Annotated in this window: 20 protein-coding genes; 6 read left to right on the top strand and 14 right to left on the bottom strand. The window is 75.9% G+C overall.

Translation table 11 applies throughout. From position 1 onward, the window contains the following. Window positions 1-8: 8 nt before the first annotated feature. Both QC029_RS25190 and QC029_RS25185 read right to left on the bottom strand, forming a co-directional pair. Window positions 9-383 carry a DUF6412 domain-containing protein gene (locus tag QC029_RS25190; protein ID WP_279558083.1) on the bottom strand — a complete coding sequence of 125 codons (375 nt, stop codon included), beginning with the start codon at window positions 381-383 and terminating at the stop codon, window positions 9-11. A 94-nt stretch (window positions 384-477) separates the two neighbouring features. Beyond that, the gene (locus QC029_RS25185; RefSeq protein ID WP_279558082.1) at window positions 478-1,101 is read right to left on the bottom strand and encodes a TIGR03086 family metal-binding protein; all 624 of its coding nucleotides are present in this window, start codon (window positions 1,099-1,101) and stop codon (window positions 478-480) included. Between the two features lie 329 nt (window positions 1,102-1,430). On the opposite strand from QC029_RS25185, the gene QC029_RS25180 reads away from it, so the two are divergent. Then, complete coding sequence (locus tag QC029_RS25180; protein WP_279558081.1) at window positions 1,431-1,598, top strand: hypothetical protein; 168 nt, start codon at window positions 1,431-1,433, stop codon at window positions 1,596-1,598. A gap of 61 nt (window positions 1,599-1,659) precedes the next feature. Here QC029_RS25180 and QC029_RS25175 read toward each other — a convergent pair whose 3' ends face one another. Next, window positions 1,660-2,016 (bottom strand): hypothetical protein, encoded by a 357-nt coding sequence (locus QC029_RS25175; protein ID WP_279558080.1) that lies wholly within the window; start codon window positions 2,014-2,016, stop codon window positions 1,660-1,662. Window positions 2,017-2,479: 463 nt separating this feature from the next. Between QC029_RS25175 and QC029_RS25170 the strand changes: the two genes are divergently transcribed. Then, the gene (locus QC029_RS25170) at window positions 2,480-3,832 is read left to right on the top strand and encodes a hypothetical protein (RefSeq protein WP_279558079.1); all 1,353 of its coding nucleotides are present in this window, start codon (window positions 2,480-2,482) and stop codon (window positions 3,830-3,832) included. Between the two features lie 60 nt (window positions 3,833-3,892). Here the strand turns inward: QC029_RS25170 and QC029_RS25165 are convergent, their stop codons facing one another. After that, on the bottom strand, window positions 3,893-4,624 hold the full coding sequence (locus QC029_RS25165; RefSeq protein WP_279558102.1) for an ABC transporter permease: 732 nt from the start codon (window positions 4,622-4,624) through the stop codon (window positions 3,893-3,895). A 58-nt stretch (window positions 4,625-4,682) separates the two neighbouring features. Next, window positions 4,683-5,651 (bottom strand): ATP-binding cassette domain-containing protein, encoded by a 969-nt coding sequence (locus tag QC029_RS25160; RefSeq protein ID WP_279558078.1) that lies wholly within the window; start codon window positions 5,649-5,651, stop codon window positions 4,683-4,685. 140 nt (window positions 5,652-5,791) lie between these two features. Between QC029_RS25160 and QC029_RS25155 the strand changes: the two genes are divergently transcribed. Continuing rightward, entirely contained in the window at window positions 5,792-6,556 is a 765-nt protein-coding gene (locus QC029_RS25155; protein WP_279558077.1) for a TetR/AcrR family transcriptional regulator, read from the top strand. Between the two features lie 37 nt (window positions 6,557-6,593). Here the strand turns inward: QC029_RS25155 and QC029_RS25150 are convergent, their stop codons facing one another. After that, window positions 6,594-8,261: a glycoside hydrolase family 13 protein gene (locus tag QC029_RS25150; protein ID WP_279558076.1), complete on the bottom strand. Its 1,668-nt coding sequence runs from the start codon at window positions 8,259-8,261 to the stop codon at window positions 6,594-6,596. Between the two features lie 253 nt (window positions 8,262-8,514). On the opposite strand from QC029_RS25150, the gene QC029_RS25145 reads away from it, so the two are divergent. Further along, window positions 8,515-9,159: a DedA family protein gene (locus QC029_RS25145; protein ID WP_279558075.1), complete on the top strand. Its 645-nt coding sequence runs from the start codon at window positions 8,515-8,517 to the stop codon at window positions 9,157-9,159. Between the two features lie 195 nt (window positions 9,160-9,354). On the opposite strand, the gene QC029_RS25140 is transcribed toward QC029_RS25145, so the two are convergent. The 3 genes from QC029_RS25140 to QC029_RS25130 all read right to left on the bottom strand — a co-directional run bounded on the left by QC029_RS25140 (window position 9,355) and on the right by QC029_RS25130 (window position 11,831). Beyond that, window positions 9,355-9,837 carry a hypothetical protein gene (locus tag QC029_RS25140; RefSeq protein WP_279558074.1) on the bottom strand — a complete coding sequence of 161 codons (483 nt, stop codon included), beginning with the start codon at window positions 9,835-9,837 and terminating at the stop codon, window positions 9,355-9,357. Between the two features lie 204 nt (window positions 9,838-10,041). After that, window positions 10,042-10,791, bottom strand: a complete 750-nt coding sequence (locus QC029_RS25135) for an alpha/beta hydrolase (protein ID WP_279558073.1) — start codon at window positions 10,789-10,791, stop codon at window positions 10,042-10,044. 62 nt (window positions 10,792-10,853) lie between these two features. Next, window positions 10,854-11,831 (bottom strand): SDR family oxidoreductase, encoded by a 978-nt coding sequence (locus QC029_RS25130; RefSeq protein ID WP_279558072.1) that lies wholly within the window; start codon window positions 11,829-11,831, stop codon window positions 10,854-10,856. Between the two features lie 116 nt (window positions 11,832-11,947). Between QC029_RS25130 and QC029_RS25125 the strand changes: the two genes are divergently transcribed. Both QC029_RS25125 and QC029_RS25120 read left to right on the top strand, forming a co-directional pair. Beyond that, window positions 11,948-12,373, top strand: coding sequence for a hypothetical protein (locus QC029_RS25125; protein ID WP_279558071.1), 426 nt, complete (start codon window positions 11,948-11,950; stop codon window positions 12,371-12,373). 111 nt (window positions 12,374-12,484) lie between these two features. Next, window positions 12,485-13,759 carry a cytochrome P450 gene (locus QC029_RS25120; RefSeq protein ID WP_279558070.1) on the top strand — a complete coding sequence of 425 codons (1,275 nt, stop codon included), beginning with the start codon at window positions 12,485-12,487 and terminating at the stop codon, window positions 13,757-13,759. 56 nt (window positions 13,760-13,815) lie between these two features. On the opposite strand, the gene QC029_RS25115 is transcribed toward QC029_RS25120, so the two are convergent. From QC029_RS25115 to QC029_RS25095, 5 genes are all read right to left on the bottom strand, one after another. Further along, entirely contained in the window at window positions 13,816-14,283 is a 468-nt protein-coding gene (locus QC029_RS25115; RefSeq protein ID WP_279558069.1) for an ATP-binding protein, read from the bottom strand. A 66-nt stretch (window positions 14,284-14,349) separates the two neighbouring features. Next, the gene (locus QC029_RS25110; protein ID WP_279558068.1) at window positions 14,350-14,880 is read right to left on the bottom strand and encodes a DUF1360 domain-containing protein; all 531 of its coding nucleotides are present in this window, start codon (window positions 14,878-14,880) and stop codon (window positions 14,350-14,352) included. Between the two features lie 52 nt (window positions 14,881-14,932). Continuing rightward, window positions 14,933-15,238, bottom strand: coding sequence for a hypothetical protein (locus QC029_RS25105; protein ID WP_279558067.1), 306 nt, complete (start codon window positions 15,236-15,238; stop codon window positions 14,933-14,935). Between the two features lie 409 nt (window positions 15,239-15,647). After that, complete coding sequence (locus QC029_RS25100; protein ID WP_279558066.1) at window positions 15,648-15,920, bottom strand: hypothetical protein; 273 nt, start codon at window positions 15,918-15,920, stop codon at window positions 15,648-15,650. 469 nt (window positions 15,921-16,389) lie between these two features. After that, window positions 16,390-16,803, bottom strand: a complete 414-nt coding sequence (locus QC029_RS25095) for a hypothetical protein (protein ID WP_279558065.1) — start codon at window positions 16,801-16,803, stop codon at window positions 16,390-16,392. Window positions 16,804-16,898: the final 95 nt, after the last annotated feature.

Below are 16,898 nucleotides of genomic sequence, written 5' to 3'. Positions count from 1 at the left end.
TTCCGCGCCTACCCGGCCGTCGGGAGGGGGCGGCCGGGCGCCCGGGGCCGCGGGCGGCCCGAGGCGTCCGGGTCGCGCTGCGGCAGGAAGGCGGTACGGCGCTCCCGGTCGCGCAGGGCGGTGCGGACGCGTGCGGGCGGCGCGGGCAGCGCCCGGCACGCGGCGAGGAGGGCGGCGACGGCGAGGGCGGTGCCCGCGGCGGCGGTCGCGGCGAGGGCCACGGCGGCCTCCGCGAGACCGCCGTGGACGGACGGGAGACCCGTCAGAAGCACCAGCAGCGCCGTCAGCGCCGGAGGGACCGGGAGGGCGAGCGCTCCGAGGGAGGCGGCCCGCCGCCGGAAACGGGGAGCGCGCGTACGGCCTGACGGCCCGTCGTACGGCATCGGTCCCTCCCCCGCGTCCGGTGTTCTCCCCACCGGCTCCCGCCGGCCGTCACCGATGCTAGCCCAGAACCGCGCCGCGGCCGGGCCGGTCCGGTCATCCCCGGCCGGGGTCCGGCGTCCGCTCCGGGCCCGGGGTCCAGGAGGGGCGCCGGCCGCTGAGGCCGACGGCGCGGTCCAGCAGCGGGGCGTCGCCGGGGACCTCGACGACGGGGCCGAACGTCCCCGCCCGCTCGGCCTCGTCCGTCGACTGCGACAGCAGCCCGATCGACGCGCGCAGGCTCGCCTCGTCGCAGTCGTACGCCTGGCCGGTGGCACGGGCGATGTCCCAGCCGTGGATGAGGAGTTCGTTCAGGGCGACGTGGCCGGCGACGGCGGCCGGCAGGGTGACGCCGCCGGCCTGGGTGGTGCCCTCCCAGGCCGCGGGGTCCCGCCAGGCGGCGACGAGTTCGTCCAGCGCGCGCGGCACGGCGCCGCGCCAGTCGGCGGGCAGCAGCGCGGCGGAGGGGCGGGAGGAGGCGGGGTCGGTCCGGGTCGTGGGCCCCAGTTCCTTCCGGGCGGCGTCCCGGAAGGCGACGCTCAGGCCGAGCACGTGGTGCAGCAGGTCGCCGACGGAGACGCCCTCGCACGGCGTCGGCGCGGGGAGCCGCTCGTCGCCGACGCCCTCCAGCACCAGGGCCATCCGCCGGGCCGGGGGTTCGAGGTCGAGCATGTCGGTCATCTCTGACTCCTCTTTCTCGCGGGTCCCGCGGTCCCGCGGAACTCACCGGACGCGCGGCGCCGTGCGGCCGCGCGTACCCGTGGAGACCGGAGCGGCGTGCGGAACTCATCGCCGCCGCGGGGGGTGGCGCACGTCTCCCCCGCCGTACGGCATGACCGCCTCCGCCGCGGGTAGCCGCCCGCTGGTTCGCGCCGTGTCCGAACCGGCCGTACCGGATGACGGGCACGGCCGCGGGCGCGCGATCGGCACGTGAAACGATCTGGGCGCGGCACAGGGCCGTACCACGGGTCGCTCACGGCACCCGTGACACGACAGGAAGGACCCGCAGCATGGCGACCACCGCGACCCGGACCGACCACCCCCCGATCTACGGAGGCCTGGTCGAGGAGCTCGGCGACGTACCCACCCAGACGCGCGAGGCGGCCGAGCGAATACTGCGCGAGACCCGTGAGGTGCTGGACTGGAGAGAGCCGGGAGAGCGGCACCGGTCCGAGTGACCCGGCCGCGGCGGCCCGCGCCCCGGCCCCGCTCCCGGCCCGGGTGACGGCGGCGGGGGCGTCAGGCGGTGGCCGGGAGGGGGACCAGGAAGAACTCCCGGCCGTCACGCCCGATCACCCGCACCGGGTGGGACGGCAGTGAGTCGAAGACGGCCGCCGCCACGGTCTCCGGTGCGTCGTCGGCGGTGAGCGGCGGCCTGAGGGCCGCGCGGATCGCCTCCCGTGACGTCGGCGAGGGGGCCTTGCGGCCGGCGAGCGCGGCGCACTCGTCGATCTGCCGGTCGCTCAGGTCCGGTCCGTACCCCCTGCGGCGCGCCTCGGCGGCCACCACGGTGGCCAGCGCGGCGCGGTTGTGGTCGCGGCAGACGTCCCCGGGCGTTCCCTCGGGGTGGAAGTGGCGGGCGGTTCCGATGGACACCGAGGACGGCGTCGAGGACGACATCGAGGACGACGTCGAGGACAATGCGGCCTCCGTGCAGAAGTGGTGGAGAGGGAGCGGACGGCGGGTCCCTTCCCGCCCGGGGCGCCCCGCCGTTCGGGCCGGGGCCGGGCGAGGCGTCCTTCGCCCGCCGCGGCACCGCGGTGGGGACGTGTTCCATGGTAGGGGCGCCCTCTGACAGCGCCCCGGCCCGGCGCACCGGGCCGAGGGGCTGGAAGGCCCCGGCCGAGACGGGGGAGAACTCGACCGGGGCCGGCTTGGGGGCGGGTGCCCGGACGGCGGCGCCCCGGGGGAGGGGCGGGCCGCACCGTCGGCGCCCGCATCTGGTTCAACCGTAAACCACTGCCGGACATTCCCGCGCACCGGGCCCCGCCGCCCCGCGCCGACGCACTTTCCCCGGCTGTTCCGGGGTGAGGGGGCGACGGCTGGGTAGCGGAACACCATGAGGACAAACCGCCCCATCTCTCACATACTCCGGGGACGGCGGGCGGCTCTGCTCTGGGCTGTCCTGCTCGCCCTCGCCACCACGCTCCTCACCCCCGCGGGCAGTGCCCGGGCGGCCACCGACCTGGGCGAGGTCGCCGCCGCGCTGCGGGAGGACCCGGTCTACGTCGACCCCGCCGCCTCCGACAAGCTCTCCGGCGCCGAGGCCGACCGGCTCGCCGAGCAGATCCGGGCCGGCGACGTGCCGGTCTACGTCGCCGTCCTGCCCGCCGACTCCTCCTACGGCGGCGAGGCCGTCTTCGACCGGCTGCGCTCCGAGGTGGGCCGCCCCGGCGTGTACGCGGTCGCGCTGGGCTCGCGGTTCGGCGCGGCGTCGGACGCCGACGTCCTGTCCGGCTCGGCGGCGAGCGAACTCGCGCAGCGCAACCTGCGGGAGCACCCCGGCGAGCCCGACCGGATCCTCGGCGGCTTCGTCACCGACGTGCAGTCGGCCGCGCGCGCCGACGGCGGCTACGGCGACCGGAACACCGGCGGCGGAGGCGGCGGGGGCGTCCTGGTGGGCTTCCTGGCCGTCCTGATGGTGTTCGCGCTCGGCGGCGCGTTCCTGGTGCGCCGCTCGCGCAGGCAGCGCGAGCGGGAGGAGCGGGCCGAGCTGGAACAGGTGCGGTCGGCGGTCGAGGAGGACATCACCGCCTACGGCGAGGCCCTGGACCGGCTGGACTTCTCCCCCTCCGCCCCCGGCGTCACCCCGGAGATGCTCGAGGACTACCGGCGGGCGCTGGACGCGTACGAGAAGGCCAAGGACGCGTCCGCGGCGGCCCGCCGCCCCGAGGACGTACGGGCGGTGACCGAGGCGCTGGAGGACGGCCGGTTCGCCCTGGCCGTGCTGGACGCCCGGCGGGAGGGGCGCGAGCTGCCCGAGCGGCGGCCCCCGTGCTTCTTCGACCCGCGGCACGGGCCGTCGGTGCGGGACATGGAGTGGGCGCCCGCGGGCGGCTCGCCCCGTGACGTGCCGGTCTGCGCGGCCGACGCCGCCCGGCTCGAGGACGGCCTGGACCCGGCGGTGCGCACCGTGCGGACGGCGGACGGCGGACGGGTGCCGTACTGGGACGCGGGTCCGGCGTACGGCCCGTGGATGGGCGGCTACTTCGGCGGCTACGGCTCGATGCTGCTGCCGGGCCTGCTCTTCGGGACCATGCTGGGCAGCAGCATGGGCGGCTGGGGCTACGGCTACGGGCCCGGCTGGGGCGAGGGCGGGGACCTCGGCGGCGGAGGCGACTTCGGTGGCGGTTTCGGCGGAGGCGACTTCGGCGGGGGCTTCGGGGGCGGTTTCGGCGGCGGCGACTTCTGAGCCCCGCCCTGACGCGCCGCCTCCGGCGGGCCCCGGTGAGGGCCCGCCGGAGGCGTCCGGTCAGCCGGTGCGGCGGCGGAAGAGCGCGCCGGAGGCGGCGACCGAGACGGCGAGGATCCCGGCGCACCAGGCCAGTGCCTGCCAGGGGGCGCCGCCGACCTCCTGTCCCAGCAGCAGTCCGCGCAGCGACTCGATGAGCGGGGTGACGGGCTGGTTCCCGGCGAAGCCGTGGAGCCAGCCCGGCATGGTCTCGACGGGGACGAAGGCGCTGCTCGGATAGGGCAGGAACAGCGCGAGGAAGGTGAAGCCGCCCGCGGCCTCGGGGGTCCTGGCGAGCAGGCCGACCGCGGCGGACAGCCAGGACAGGGCCAGGACGTAGGCCGCCAGGAGCCCCGTCGCGGCCACCCAGCCGGCCGCCCCCGCGTCCGGCCGGAAGCCGATGGCGAAGGCGACGGCGAGCACCACGGCGGTCGCGGCGGCGTTGCGCACGGCACTGGCCGCCACGTGCCCGGCCAGGAAGGAGGCCCCGCCGACGTCCAGGGAGCGGAAGCGGTCGACGATGCCCCCGGCCATGTCCCCGCTGACGCCGACGGCCGTCGCGGCGGCCCCGTAGCCCGCGCACAGCACCAGCACTCCGGGGACGACGTAGGTGACGTACCGGGTGCCGGTGTCGATCGCCCCCCCGAAGAGGTAGACGAACACCAGCATCAGCATCACCGGCAGCATCAGCGAGGTGAGCAGGGCGTCGGTGTTGCGCGCGGACAGCCGCACGCAGCGGGCGGCCAGGGCCAGGGGGCGGGCCGCGGCGCGGGCCGGGGCGCCGGGGGCGGCCGCGCGGGGCGCGGTGAGGTCAGACACGGGCGGACTCCTTCTCCCCGGTGCGGGTGGCGGCGCGGCCGGTCAGGGCCAGGAAGACGTCGTCGAGGGTGGCCTCGCGCACGGCGAAGCGGGTCACCGCGTCGCGGTGCGGATCGGCCTCGTCCAGCAGCGCCCTCACGTGCGCCGCGCTCCCGTCGGTGGGGACCCCCAGGACCAGGCGGTCCGGCTCGCGGTGCACCACGCGCTCGCCGAGCAGCCCCGCGACCCGCCCGTACGCGCCGGCGCCGGCGAGCGTGAGGTCCAGGCGGCGGTCCGCGACCCGCCGTTTGAGGTCGGCGGCGGTGCCCTCGGCGACCACCCGGCCCGCGTCGAGGAGGGCGATGCGGTCGGCGAGCCGGTCGGCCTCCTCCAGGTACTGCGTGGTGAGGAAGACCGTCGTCCCGGCGCCGGCCAGCTCGGTGACGAGCTCCCACATCGTCTGGCGGCTGCGCGGGTCGAGCCCGGTCGTCGGCTCGTCGAGGAAGACCACCTCGGGGCGCCCCACCAGGCCCGCCGCGATGTCCAGGCGGCGGCGCATCCCGCCGGAGTACGTGCCGGCCCTGCGGCGGGCCGCGCCCTCGAGGCCGAACCGCTCCAGCAGCTCCCCCGCGCGCTCGCGGGCCCGGCGCCGGGGCAGCCCGCACAGCCGGCCCATCATGCGGAGGTTCTCCTCACCGGTCTGCTGGCCGTCCAGCGCCGCGTACTGGCCGGTGAGGCTGACGCGGCGGCGCACCTCCCGCCGTTCGCGCACCGCGTCGAAGCCCGCCACCCGGACCCGTCCCGCGTCGGGGCGCACCAGCGTGGACAGGATGCGCACGATGGTGGTCTTGCCCGCCCCGTTGGGTCCGAGCAGCGAGAACACGCTGCCGCGCGCCACCTCCAGATCGACTCCGGCCAGGACCCTCACCCGGCCGTAGGACTTCTCCAGACCGGTCGCCTCGACCGCCGGTTCGTCGGCCATGCCGCCCTCCCCCTCTTCTTCCGCGTATCAGGTACGCGCTTCTGTGTATGTCATACGCGCTACTGCGTAGGGTATACACATCCCTAGGATGGCGGTCAACCGGACCGGGGACCACGAGACGGCGGAGGCAGGCGCGGAAGATGGCGAAGGACAGCGGCAGCGGTCTGCCCCCGGGCGTGGAGACCGCCTGGGGCCTGCGCGAACGCCCCGGCAAGGGCCCCCGGCCGGGACTGAGCGTGGCCCGGATCGTCGGCGCCGCGATCGACCTCGCCGCCGCCGAGGGGATCGCGGCCGTCTCCATGGGCCGGGTCGCCGCCGCGCTCGGCGTCTCCACGATGTCGCTGTACCGGTACGTCTCCTCCAAGGACGAGCTGCTGGTCCTCATGGAGGACACCGCCTACGGGCTGCCCCCGGAGGGCCCCTCGCCCGAGGAGGAGGGCTGGCGGGCCGCGCTCGCGCACTGGGCCCGCTCCCAGCGGGCCGTGCTCCACCGCAACCTGTGGATGCTCCGCATCCCGATCAGCACGCCGCCCGTCACGCCCCACTCGGTCGCCTGGATGGAACGGGGCCTGGCCTGTCTGCGCGGCACCGGGCTGGACGAGGGCGAGAAGATCCAGGTCATCCTGCTGGTCAGCGGTTTCGTCAGGAACGAGGCCACGCTGGCGGCGGACCTCCAGGCCGCCGCCCGGGCCTCGGGCAGGAGCATGGAGGAGACCATGGCCTCCTACACCCGGCTGCTGGGGAAGGTGACCGACCCCGAGCGCTTCCCGGCGGTCACCGCGGCCCTCGCCTCGGGGGTCATGGACCGGCCGGACGGCCCCGACGACGAGTTCGTCTTCGGTCTCGACCGCCTGCTGGACGGCGTCGAGGTCCTGGTACGGACGCGGAACGCGCCGGGCCGCTGACGCTCGGCGGCGTCAGCGGCCCGGTGGTGGCCCGGTGTCAGCGCGGCCGGGCTTCCAGCCAGACGGCGGTGTCCGGCGGCAGCGTCCGCGGCGGGGTGTCCCCGTCCCGCCCGCCGTCGCTGAGCAGCAGGGGCTCGGCCGCGGAGGGCGGCAGGGGCAGCGGGGCGCCGGAGAGGTTGACCCGGCACTCCAGGGAGCCCTTGCGGAAGGCCAGTTCGCCCTCCCGCGCGGGCAGCCAGGCAAAGCTCTCGTCCCCGGTGAAGGAGCGGCGGATCTTCAGGGCCGTCCGGTACAGCTCCAGGAAGGAGTCCGCGCGGCCGGTCTGGGCCTCGACGGAGTACTCGCCCCAGCCCGCGGGCTGCGGCAGCCAGCTCCCGGCCGGGCCGAAACCGTACGACGGGCCCGAGCGCTCCCAGGGCAGCGGTACGCGGCAGCCGTCCCGGCCCTTGCGGGCGTTCCCGGTCCGCTCCCACATCGGGTCGCGCAGCGCCTCGCGCGGCAGGTCGGCCACCTCCGGCAGGCCCAGTTCCTCGCCCTGGTAGAGGTACGTGGTGCCGGGCAGCGCCAGGGTCAGCAGGGCGGCGGCCCGGGCACGGCGGCGGCCGAGTTCCCCGTCGGCGGCCGGCTCGCGGCCGTCCGCCATCAGCCAGGCGGTGGTGTCGGTGCCGTCGGGCAGGGCGTAGCGGCTGAGGTGGCGCACCACGTCGTGGTTGGACAGCACCCAGGTGGGCAGCGAACCGACCGAGCGGGCGCCGTCCAGGGAGGCGTCGATGACCCGGCGGAAGGCGGCGGCGTCCCAGGGGCAGCGCAGGTAGGGGAAGTTGAATGCCTGGTGGAGCTCGTCGGGCCGGGTGTACAGCGGCAGCCTGGCCTCGCTGACGCCCGCCTCGGCGACGGCGATCCGGGCCGGGGCGTACTCGTCGAGGATCCTCCGCCAGGCGCGGTGGATGTCGTGGACCTCGTCCCGGTCCCAGAAGGGGTGGTCGTGGCCCTCGGGCGGCGCGTTGAGGGGGGCCGAGTCCGATCCGTTGGTGTCGCGCAGCGGCGGGGTGAGGTCCTTGCACATGCCGTGCGCCACGTCGATGCGGAAGCCGTCGACGCCCAGGTCCAGCCAGAACCGCAGGATGCCCTCGAACTCCGCGACGACCTCGGGGTTCTCCCAGTTCAGATCGGGCTGCTCGGCGGCGAAGATGTGCATGTACCACTGGCCGTCCGGCACCCGGGTCCACACCCCGCCCCCGAACTTCGACTGCCAGTCCGAGGGCGGCTCGCTGCCGTCCGGGCCCCGGCCGTCCATGAAGACGAAGCGGTCGCGGGCGGGCGAGCCGGGCGGGGAGGCCAGCGCCTCGGCGAACCAGGGGTGCCTGTCGGAGCAGTGGTTGGGGACGATGTCGACGATGACCTTCAGGCCCAGGGCGTGGGCCCGGTCCAGGAGCTCGCGGAAGTCGTCCAGGGTGCCGTGGCGCGGGTCGACGTCGCGGTAGTCGCTCACGTCGTAGCCGCCGTCGGCCCAGGGCGAGCGGTAGAAGGGGGTGAGCCACACGGCGTCGGCGCCCAGCTCGGCGACGTGGCCGAGGCGGCCGGTGACGCCTCGCAGGTCGCCCATTCCGTCACCGTCGGCGTCGGCGAAGCTGGGCACGTAGATCTGGTAGACGACGGACTCGCGCCACCAGTCGGCGTCGCCCCGGGACGTGCTCTGTGTCACGGCTGCCTCTCGCGGTCCTGCTTGTAAGACAAAGCGAATTATTGGACCGCAACTCGGTTCACGGTCAAGAAATGCCCGCGATACGAGCACGTGACATATGCCATGTCCGGTGATATCCGGACGCCCCGCCCCGGTTCCGGTCCCCGACCGGACTCCCCTCCCTCGCTCCGGGCCCGCGATTCGCCCCGGGAAGGCCGGGTAACCGTCCTCCCACCGTCCGTGTCCGCCCCCCACACAGCATTGGCCACATGTGATGAGAACCGCAGCCGCCGCACAGCAGCCGACCGACGGGCTGACGAACTGGGCCACCGGCCTGATGGAGACCCTCGGCGCCCCCGGAGCGGGCCTGGCCATCGCCCTGGAGAACCTCTTCCCGCCCCTGCCGAGCGAGGTGATCCTGCCGCTGGCCGGCTTCACCGCAAGCCGCGGCGACATCAGCCTGTTCGCCGCCCTGCTGTGGACCACCGTCGGCTCGGTCGTCGGAGCGCTCGCCCTGTACTGGGTGGGCGCGCTCCTGGGCCGGGAACGGACCCTGGCGGTCGCGGGGAGGATCCCGCTGCTGAAGCCCTCCGACATCGAGAGGACCGAGGCGTGGTTCGCCAGGCACGGCACCAAGGCGGTCTTCTTCGGGCGGATGGTCCCGGTCTTCCGCAGTCTGATCTCGATCCCCGCGGGCGTCGAGCGCATGCCCGCGACGACGTTCCTGACCCTCACCGCGCTCGGCAGCCTGCTGTGGAACACCCTCTTCGTGCTGACCGGTTACGCGCTCGGGGAGAACTGGCACACCGTGTCGGGCTACGTCTCGATGTACTCGAAGGGCGTGGTCGCCGTCATCGTCCTGGCCGTCGTCGGTTTCGTCGTGGTGCGCGTGGTGAAGTCCCGCCGCGGCGACGGATAGGGGCGGCGGGCCGGGCGCCGGCCGGGCGGTACGCGTCCCCCGCCGTGGTCGCCCTCGGCGCCGCGGGCGCGCTGCCGTGCGACGGGGGCGGCGAGCCCCCCGGCGGGTGGCCGCGCCGCCCGCGCGGGCGGTGGACACCGCGGCGCCGGCGGTCACGGTCGCGGGAGGCCGCCGCCGTAGCCCCGGGCGGGCGCCTCAGGTGCGCCCCTCCGCCTCCTGCGCCTGCTCCAGGACGGGTTCGGCCGTCATCCACCCGGCCCGCACCACCGTGAAACCGGCCGCCTCGTAGGCGTCGCAGACCTGGTGGTCGTCGTCGACCACCAGGGCGACGGTGCGGTCCGCCGCCAGCCGCCGCAGCAGTTCCGGCTTGGCGACGCGGGCGGGACGGCGGTCCCGTCCGCCACGCATCAGCAGCCGTCCGTCCGGCAGGCCGTGCCGGGCCAGCCACCGGAGGGTGTCGCGGCGGCACCGCTCCGGGCGTCCGGTCACATACGCGATCTCGTGCTCCCCGGCGCTGGCCAGCGCCAGTTCGACGCCGTCGGCCAGCGGCGGGTCGTCGGGCGCGGCGGCGAAGAAGGAGTCCCAGTCGCGGGGGCGGCCGTCGAGGAAGTGCAGGCGGTGGCGGACGTCGGCGAGCGTTCCGTCCAGGTCGAACACCGCGAGCGAGCGGGACGCCATCGGTCACCTCCGGGTGCGGTACGGCGGCGGTGCTTCCGCCATGCTCGCACCCGCCGCCCACGGCCGCGCGACCGGTTCCCCTTCTCCGGGACGGTCTTCTTCCGTGACGCCCTTCCCCGGAACGGTCCTCAGGGCGGCCACGCGCCCTCGCACGTGCGTCCCGCCCCGGCGCCGGGCACCGGTCCGGCGGGCGGACGGCCCCGGTCAGGCCGCCGGCGGGCCGTCCACCCACCAGCGCAGCGCCTCCGTGGCCAGTTCCGGCGGCACCTCGTGGCCGCCGCCGAACTCCCGGTAGGTGACCGCGTAGCCGGTCTGCGCCAGTTCGGGGACGAGGCGGCGGCTGCACGCGCCGACCGGCAGGACGGGGTCGGCCCGGCCGTGGGAGACGAAGACCCGGGGGTGCCCGTGGCGGACCATCGGCGCCATGAACCCCGGCGAGAAGGCCAGCACCGCGCCGAACAGGTCCCCGTTGGCCAGCCCCAGCGAGAGCGCGTAGGAGGCGCCGTCGGAGAAGCCCGCCACCGCCACCCCCGCCGGGTCCACCGGGAAGCGCCGGAAGACGTCGTGCAGCGCGGCGTCCAGCCGGGCCGTGTCCGGGCCGTAGCCGCCGCGGACGACGTCCCAGGTGGCCTCGCCCGCCTGGGGCGCGAGCAGCAGCAGCCGGTCGGAGCCGGCCTGGGGGAGCAGCCAGGTCAGCGCCTGCTCCGCCGTCCCCCCGGCGCCGTGCAGCACCACCACCAGCCAGTACGGCCCCACGGCCGTGCCGTCCGACGCGGGCGGCGGCACGCGCAGCAGCGCCCGCCCCTCCAGGCGGTACGTGCCCGGCTCCCCACCCGCTCCGGCGACGGCGGTGGCGGACGGCCTGGCGGTGAGCCGGCCGTGCCGCGCGTCCTCCTCCACCTCCGGGTGGGGGCGGGCGCGCTCCGGCCCCGGCGTTCCCTCGGTCCCGGCCACTTCCGCTCCCTCCGGCTCCCTGTGCCTTCCGTCCCGCGCTCCGAGTGGTCCGGCGGGTGCGCTCAGCGGGCGCGCAGCCGCCGTCCGACGCCCATGACCGTGCCGGTCAGCAGCGCCGCGGTGGCCAGCCGGCGCACGGCGGTGCGCCGCCGCCCGTGCCAGCCGCCGTGCACCGAGCCCTCGCCGGGGGCGGGGGCGTGCAGGTTGCCGTCGGTGGCCGGGCCCGGCTCCCGGCGCGAGAGGTGGGTCCGGTCGACCTGGAGGGCCATCAGCTTCTCCGCCGCGCCCGGCATCGTCCTCGCCTCCATGAGCATCTCCCGGCCCATCGGACCGACCACGGCCTCCCGGCGCGGGGCGCGGACCAGTCCGACGACGGCGCGGGCGACGCGCTCGGGGCTGTAGACCGGCGGCATGGCCACCGGCCGGCGTCCGGTGTAGTTGGCCGCGTGGTCGAACAGCGGGGTGTCGACGGTGGCCGGCAGCACGGTGCACACCCTGATGTGCCGCTCCCCCTCCAGCCACAGCTCCTGGCGCAGGCTGGCGCCCAGCGCGCGGATCGCGGCCTTCGACATGCCGTAGGCGTGGGTGTAGGGCTGGGGAAGGGCCCCGACGACGGACGAGACGTTGACCAGCGTCCCCCATCCCTGCTCGCGCATCACGTCCAGGGCCGCCCGGGCGCCGTGGACGTACCCCATGACGTTGACGTCCAGCACCCTGCGGAAGTCCTCCATCGGGACCTCCTGGAAGGGGGCGAAGACGGTGACGGCCGCGTCGTTGACCCAGGCGTCGATGCGCCCGAAGCGCTCCACCGCGCGCCCGGCGAGCTCCTGGACGGCCGGGAGGTCGGTGACGTCGGTCGGCACCACCAGGGCCTGTGCGCCGCGGTGCCGCTCGCACCGGTCCGCGACCTCCTCCAGCGCCTCCTCCCGGCGCGCTGCCAGCACCACCGCGCATCCCTTGCGGGCGAACGCCTCGGCGGTGGCGCGCCCGATACCGCTCGACGCCCCGGTCACGACCACCACGGAACCTCGTACGCGCATCTGCCGTCCTCCTCGCTCGGGTCCCGGACATGAGCGGGGTCCGTCCCGCCGTCCGGCGCCGGAGTACCCGCGGCGGCATGGTGCATGCCCGTGTCGCCCATGGGTACGCACCCCGCATGGCCGACAAAAAGGACAGCAACGAGGACGGCAAGAGGGACAAGGGCGGGTACGCGGGCACGGGCGGGGACGCGTCGTCCAGGTGGACCCCGGACGACGACAGGGTCCGGGAGATCCGGGACGCCGAGCGGGAACGCCGCGAGGCCCGCCCGTTCGACTACCCCTACCGGGAGCGCCGGGCCAACGTGCGGGCCAGGCGCCACATCAGCAGGGAGGAGGCCGACGCGGACATGCCGCCGGGCCTCTCGGGCAGCTACGGCACCACCGGCGGCGGGCAGCCCGCCGGTCCCGCGCACACCCGGCCGGGCAGGTCGGTCGTGGGCGAGGACCCGGCCGGGATCGCCGACCGGGACGGCACCCCCGGCGAGGAGGGCGCCACCGGGGAGACCGGTGAGACCGGCGGGGAGGGCACCGGCCGCCGGTAGCGGCGGTCCGTTCCTCCGGGGAGGTCCGGAAGCACCCGGAAGGGGCCCGTAGGCACCTGTAAGCGGTGATGCCGGTGTTTCCGTCCGGAACGGCCGGGGCACGCGGGCCGCATGAGTCTGCCCCGCCCCCTCATCGACAGCACCCTGTCCCTGTTCTCCCAGGGCTATGCCTGGCTGCCCGACCGGATGCGCCGCGCCCCGGGCCCCCTGGTCCGCGCCCGGCTGCTGGGGAAGCACACGGTCGCCCTGCGGGGCCCGGAGGCGGTGCGGTTCCTCTACGACGAGCGCCACGTGCGCCGCCACCGCGCCCTTCCGGGGCCGGTGAAGAGCACGCTGTTCGGGCACGGGGCGGTGCACACCCTCGACGCCGAGGCGCACCGCGTGCGGAAGGCGATGTTCCTGTCCCTGCTGAAGTCCCCCGAGAACGTCGCCGGCCTGGTCCGCCACACCGCCACGGCGTGGGACGAGGCGGTGCCGCGGTGGGCGGACCGCCCGCGGGTGGTGCTGTTCGACGAGGCGAGCCGGGTGATCACCCGAGCGGTCTGCCGGTGGGCCGGGGTTCCGCTGGAGGAGTCCGAGGCGGAGTCCGTCGCCCGCGATCTGGTGGCCATGGTCGACGGCTTCGCCACCCTGGGCCCGCGCCACTGGCGCGCCCGGCTGGCGCGCGGGCGCCGCGAGGCGTGGCTGGCCTCCCTGGTGGAGGAGGTGCGCGACGGCTCGGCGAGCGCGCCGGAGGGCTCGGTGGTCGAGGTGGTGGCGCGGCACCGCGACGCCGACGGCGAGCGGCTGGACGCGCGGACGGCAGCGGTGGAGATCCTCAACGTGCTGCGCCCCACCGTGGCGGTCTGCTGGTTCGTCGCCTTCGCGGCGCACGCGCTGCACCGGTGGCCGGAGCACCGGACCCGGCTGGCCGAGGAGGCGCGCGACGGCGCCGGACACGGCGTGGGGGGCGCGTACGCGGAGGCGTTCGTCCACGAGGTGCGCCGCTTCTATCCCTTCGCGCCGTTCATCGGCGGCCAGGCGGTCGCGGACCTGACGTGGCAGGGCGAACCGATCCCCGAGGGCGCGCTCGTCCTGCTCGACATCCACGGGCAGGACCACGACGCCGGTCTGTGGGAGGACCCGTACTCCTTCGACCCGCGGCGCTTCCTCGACCGCCCGCCGGAGCGGGACGAACTGATCCCGCAGGGCGGCGGCGATCCCGCCACCAACCACCGGTGCCCGGGCGAGGACGTCACCGTCGCGCTGCTGATGGCCCTGTCGACGCGGCTGTCCCTGCTGGAGTACGAGGTGCCCGAGCAGGACCTGCGAATTCCGCTGCGGCGCATCCCCGCCCGGCCGCGCAGCGGCTTCGTCATCGCGGGCGTGCGCCCGTCCGGCGGCTGACCCCGCCCCCGTCCGGCACCCGGGGCCGGGTGCCGGACGGGGACCGGGACGGGCCGTCACTCCTCCCGCTCCTCCCGCTCCCCGTCGCCCGGCCGTACGTCGAACCCGCCGCGGCCGTCGATCCGCACCTCACGCACCGCGTCGAAACCGTCCGACCGGCGGGGTTCGCGCAGCCGTCGGAGCGTGTCGAAGAACCCCACCTCGGGCACCCGCTCCCCGCCCCGGCGCGCGGCGTTGCGCGCCAGGGCGTTCGGCACGTCCGGCGGGAACCAGTACGCCACCACCCGCGCCCCGTACGCGCGTCCGGCGGCGATCAGGGGCGCCCACTCCAGCGGCGAGGGGTTGGTGTTGTCCACGACCACCGGCCGCCCCCGCTCCAGCGCCTCCTCCACCAGCCGCATCTGCCGCCGCTGCTTGTGCCGGGCGGAGCGCGGGAAGAGGTCCTTGCTGACCACGGCGTACTCGGCGGGGAAGTGCCGGGCGCGGAAGGTCGACTTCCCCGAGCCCTGGAGGCCCACCAGCACGGCCAGCTCCGGACGGGCCGCCGGGGCCGCGTCCGGGGCCGGCCGCGGCGGCCGCCCCACCGTCCCTCAGCCCTCGGCCTTCTGCTGCGTCAGGCTCCAGGCGTACTGCAGCCAGTCGGAGACGGCCACGCTGCTCAGGCACGAGGTGACCAGCCGGGTGGCGCGCGGAGCCGTGGCGTAGCCCATCGTCAGGCCGCTGGCGACCCACATCGCCACGCAGAAGGGGCAGGCCAGCAGCTCGCCCACCGACCGGTGCAGCCCGTGTCCGCGGGGCACGTCCATGACCTCGGCGCCCAGGAGGCTGCCGGAGCGCCTGGTGAAGGGGGCGCGCAGGAAACTGGTGACCTTGTCCTTGGTGAGCAGCCGGGAGCTGCGGTAGGTGGCGACTCCCATCAGGAGCAGGTCCAGCGGCGGTATCCGCTCGGGCAGCTGCCGGCCCGACGCCCTCATGCGCCAGGCGAACAGCCCGACGCCGGTCGCGTAGACGCTCGCCAGCGTGGCGAGTCCGCGCAGGGAGACCTCCCCCTCCTCGGAGTACTCGTCCGCGCCGGTGACCCGGCCCACCGCCTCGGCGGCCTGGTCCATGGCACCACTCATTCGGCTCCTCCTCGTCACCGGTCCGGAAAGGCCCTCGCGCCTCGCGCTCGCGTCAGGGCCTGGGGTTCGTACGCCGCCACCGGGGACGCGCGTCGGCCCCTCTCCGCCCCGCGACCGAGGCGCACCGCGGGCACAGGCGCTGGACGCGGTCGGCCGCACCGCCCGACTCGGGGATGACGTCGGTCCACGTCACGTGCGGGAAGCGGCCGAGCCGCGAGCGGCTGAGGGACAGCCCGCACACGGTCTGGTTCATGCCCTGCTCCCACGCGTGCACCTCACCCGCGGGCAGCCGGACGTTGTCCTCCTCGTCGGTCCACTGTCCCGACGCCGCCACGGTGTATCGCTTGCGTACTGACACGGGGTACGGGTTTCCCCGGGGGCCGTCCTCACACCCTTTCTCCGGGGTTTCCGCAGCTCCCGGGGCTCCGGGCCACTCGTTCCGGCGGCGGGCGGCCCGGAGTTCGGCATGATCCGCGCACCGCTGAACGGCCTCGTGGACCCCTCCGTACGCACGAGGGCCCCCTCACCGTCCGGGAAGCCCGTTTCCCGGAGCGACGCAGAGGAGTGCTGCGGAGTACTGAGAAGTGTCGAGGAGTCCCCTGGAACAGAAAGCCCACAGACGTCCTCCCGCGGCCGGCAGAGCGGTCGCCGCGACGACACGGCCCTCCTGCTGGGCGGGGGCGGGCCGGTCGTCGCCAACGTCTACGCCGGCGCCGGCGCTTCGGAGGGGGACGGGGGCTCGCGGCATCAGGCCGGCGGTCAGGCGGTCAGGCGCGGGGCGTCTCGACCATCGACTGCCCGGAGGCGGCGAACGAGCTCTCCGCGGTGCCGGACCGGGCGCGCGGGGAGGCGGACCGCAATCTGGCGTTCCTGGACACCCAGGCCGTCGAGGCGTACCAGCGCCCGGCCGGGAACAGGGAGCGGGCGGCGAGCGACCCGGGCTTCGCCCGCGACGCGATCCTCGGGCCGCTGGAGGCCGGGCGGCGCGCGACGATCGAGCGGATCGCGATCGCGATCGGCCGTGTCGCCGGGCGTCCCACCGGGCTGGAGGGGCCGGCGCCCTGTGCGGTGCGGTGCGGGACGGCGGACGGGGACGGGGGCGGCTCGGACCAGGGGCCGGATCAGGGCGGCAACGGCCCCTCCCCGAGGACTTCGTCGGCATCCGCACCGTCGAGCCGAACTTCTCCGGACCCCGCCCCCGGCGCCGTGCCTCCCGCGGCACCTTCACCACCGACTGCTGCCGTAACGAGAACGGCGGGTTCAACTCCGGCAACGTCATCGCCGCTCGGGCTCGCACTCCGCCCGCGCGGCGGGCCGTTCCGGGCCGCCGGGGGCGAGCGCGAACGCGCCGATCAGCGCGGCGGCCCGGACCGCGGCGCGCCCCGTGAGACGCATCGACGACCCTCCGGGGTGGGAGACGCACGACACCACCCGTTACGCAGGGCGCCGCTCACCGGCTCATCCGCCGCGCCGCCCGCCACGCCGCCCGGTGCGGCGTCCGCGGCCGTCTCACTCGGAGTCCGGCGCCGGCTCCTCCCGGCGGTGGAGCCTGCCGCCCGCGCGGAACTCGTGGACGGCGTGGCCCTGCTCGCCCGCGGCCAGCATCACCTGCTCCCAACCGAGCGCCCGGTTCCCCACGGCGAGCAGCGGGCCGTCCTTCCGGTCGCCGATCAGCCGGCGCAGCAGCCCGGCCGCCCGCTCGCTGATGCCTCCCCCGCCCTCCGGCACCGCGCGGCCGCAGACGCCCGTCACCCGCTTCTCCTCCAGGTCCACGTCCCCGATCTCCAGGGAGAGCAGGTCCAGCACCCGCAGCTCCCCCTCCCACAGCAGCAGCCACAGGACGCGATGGGCCATGCCGATGGAGTCGTCGGAGAGCAGCTCCTCGAGCCGCTCGGCGGTGATGCGTTCGTCCGTGAGCGTCATGGCCCGGCAGTATTCCCGGCGGACCCGCCCGCGGGTAGAGGTAGGAACGATCCTTCCTGTGAAGGTTTCCCGTGAACGCCCGCGCCGCCGTCTCC

The sequence above is a fragment of the Streptomyces sp. DH37 genome (assembly GCF_029813835.1).
In the GTDB taxonomy this organism is placed as follows: Bacteria; Actinomycetota; Actinomycetes; order Streptomycetales; family Streptomycetaceae; genus Streptomyces.
This window is presented reverse-complemented; position numbering and strand designations above follow the sequence as displayed.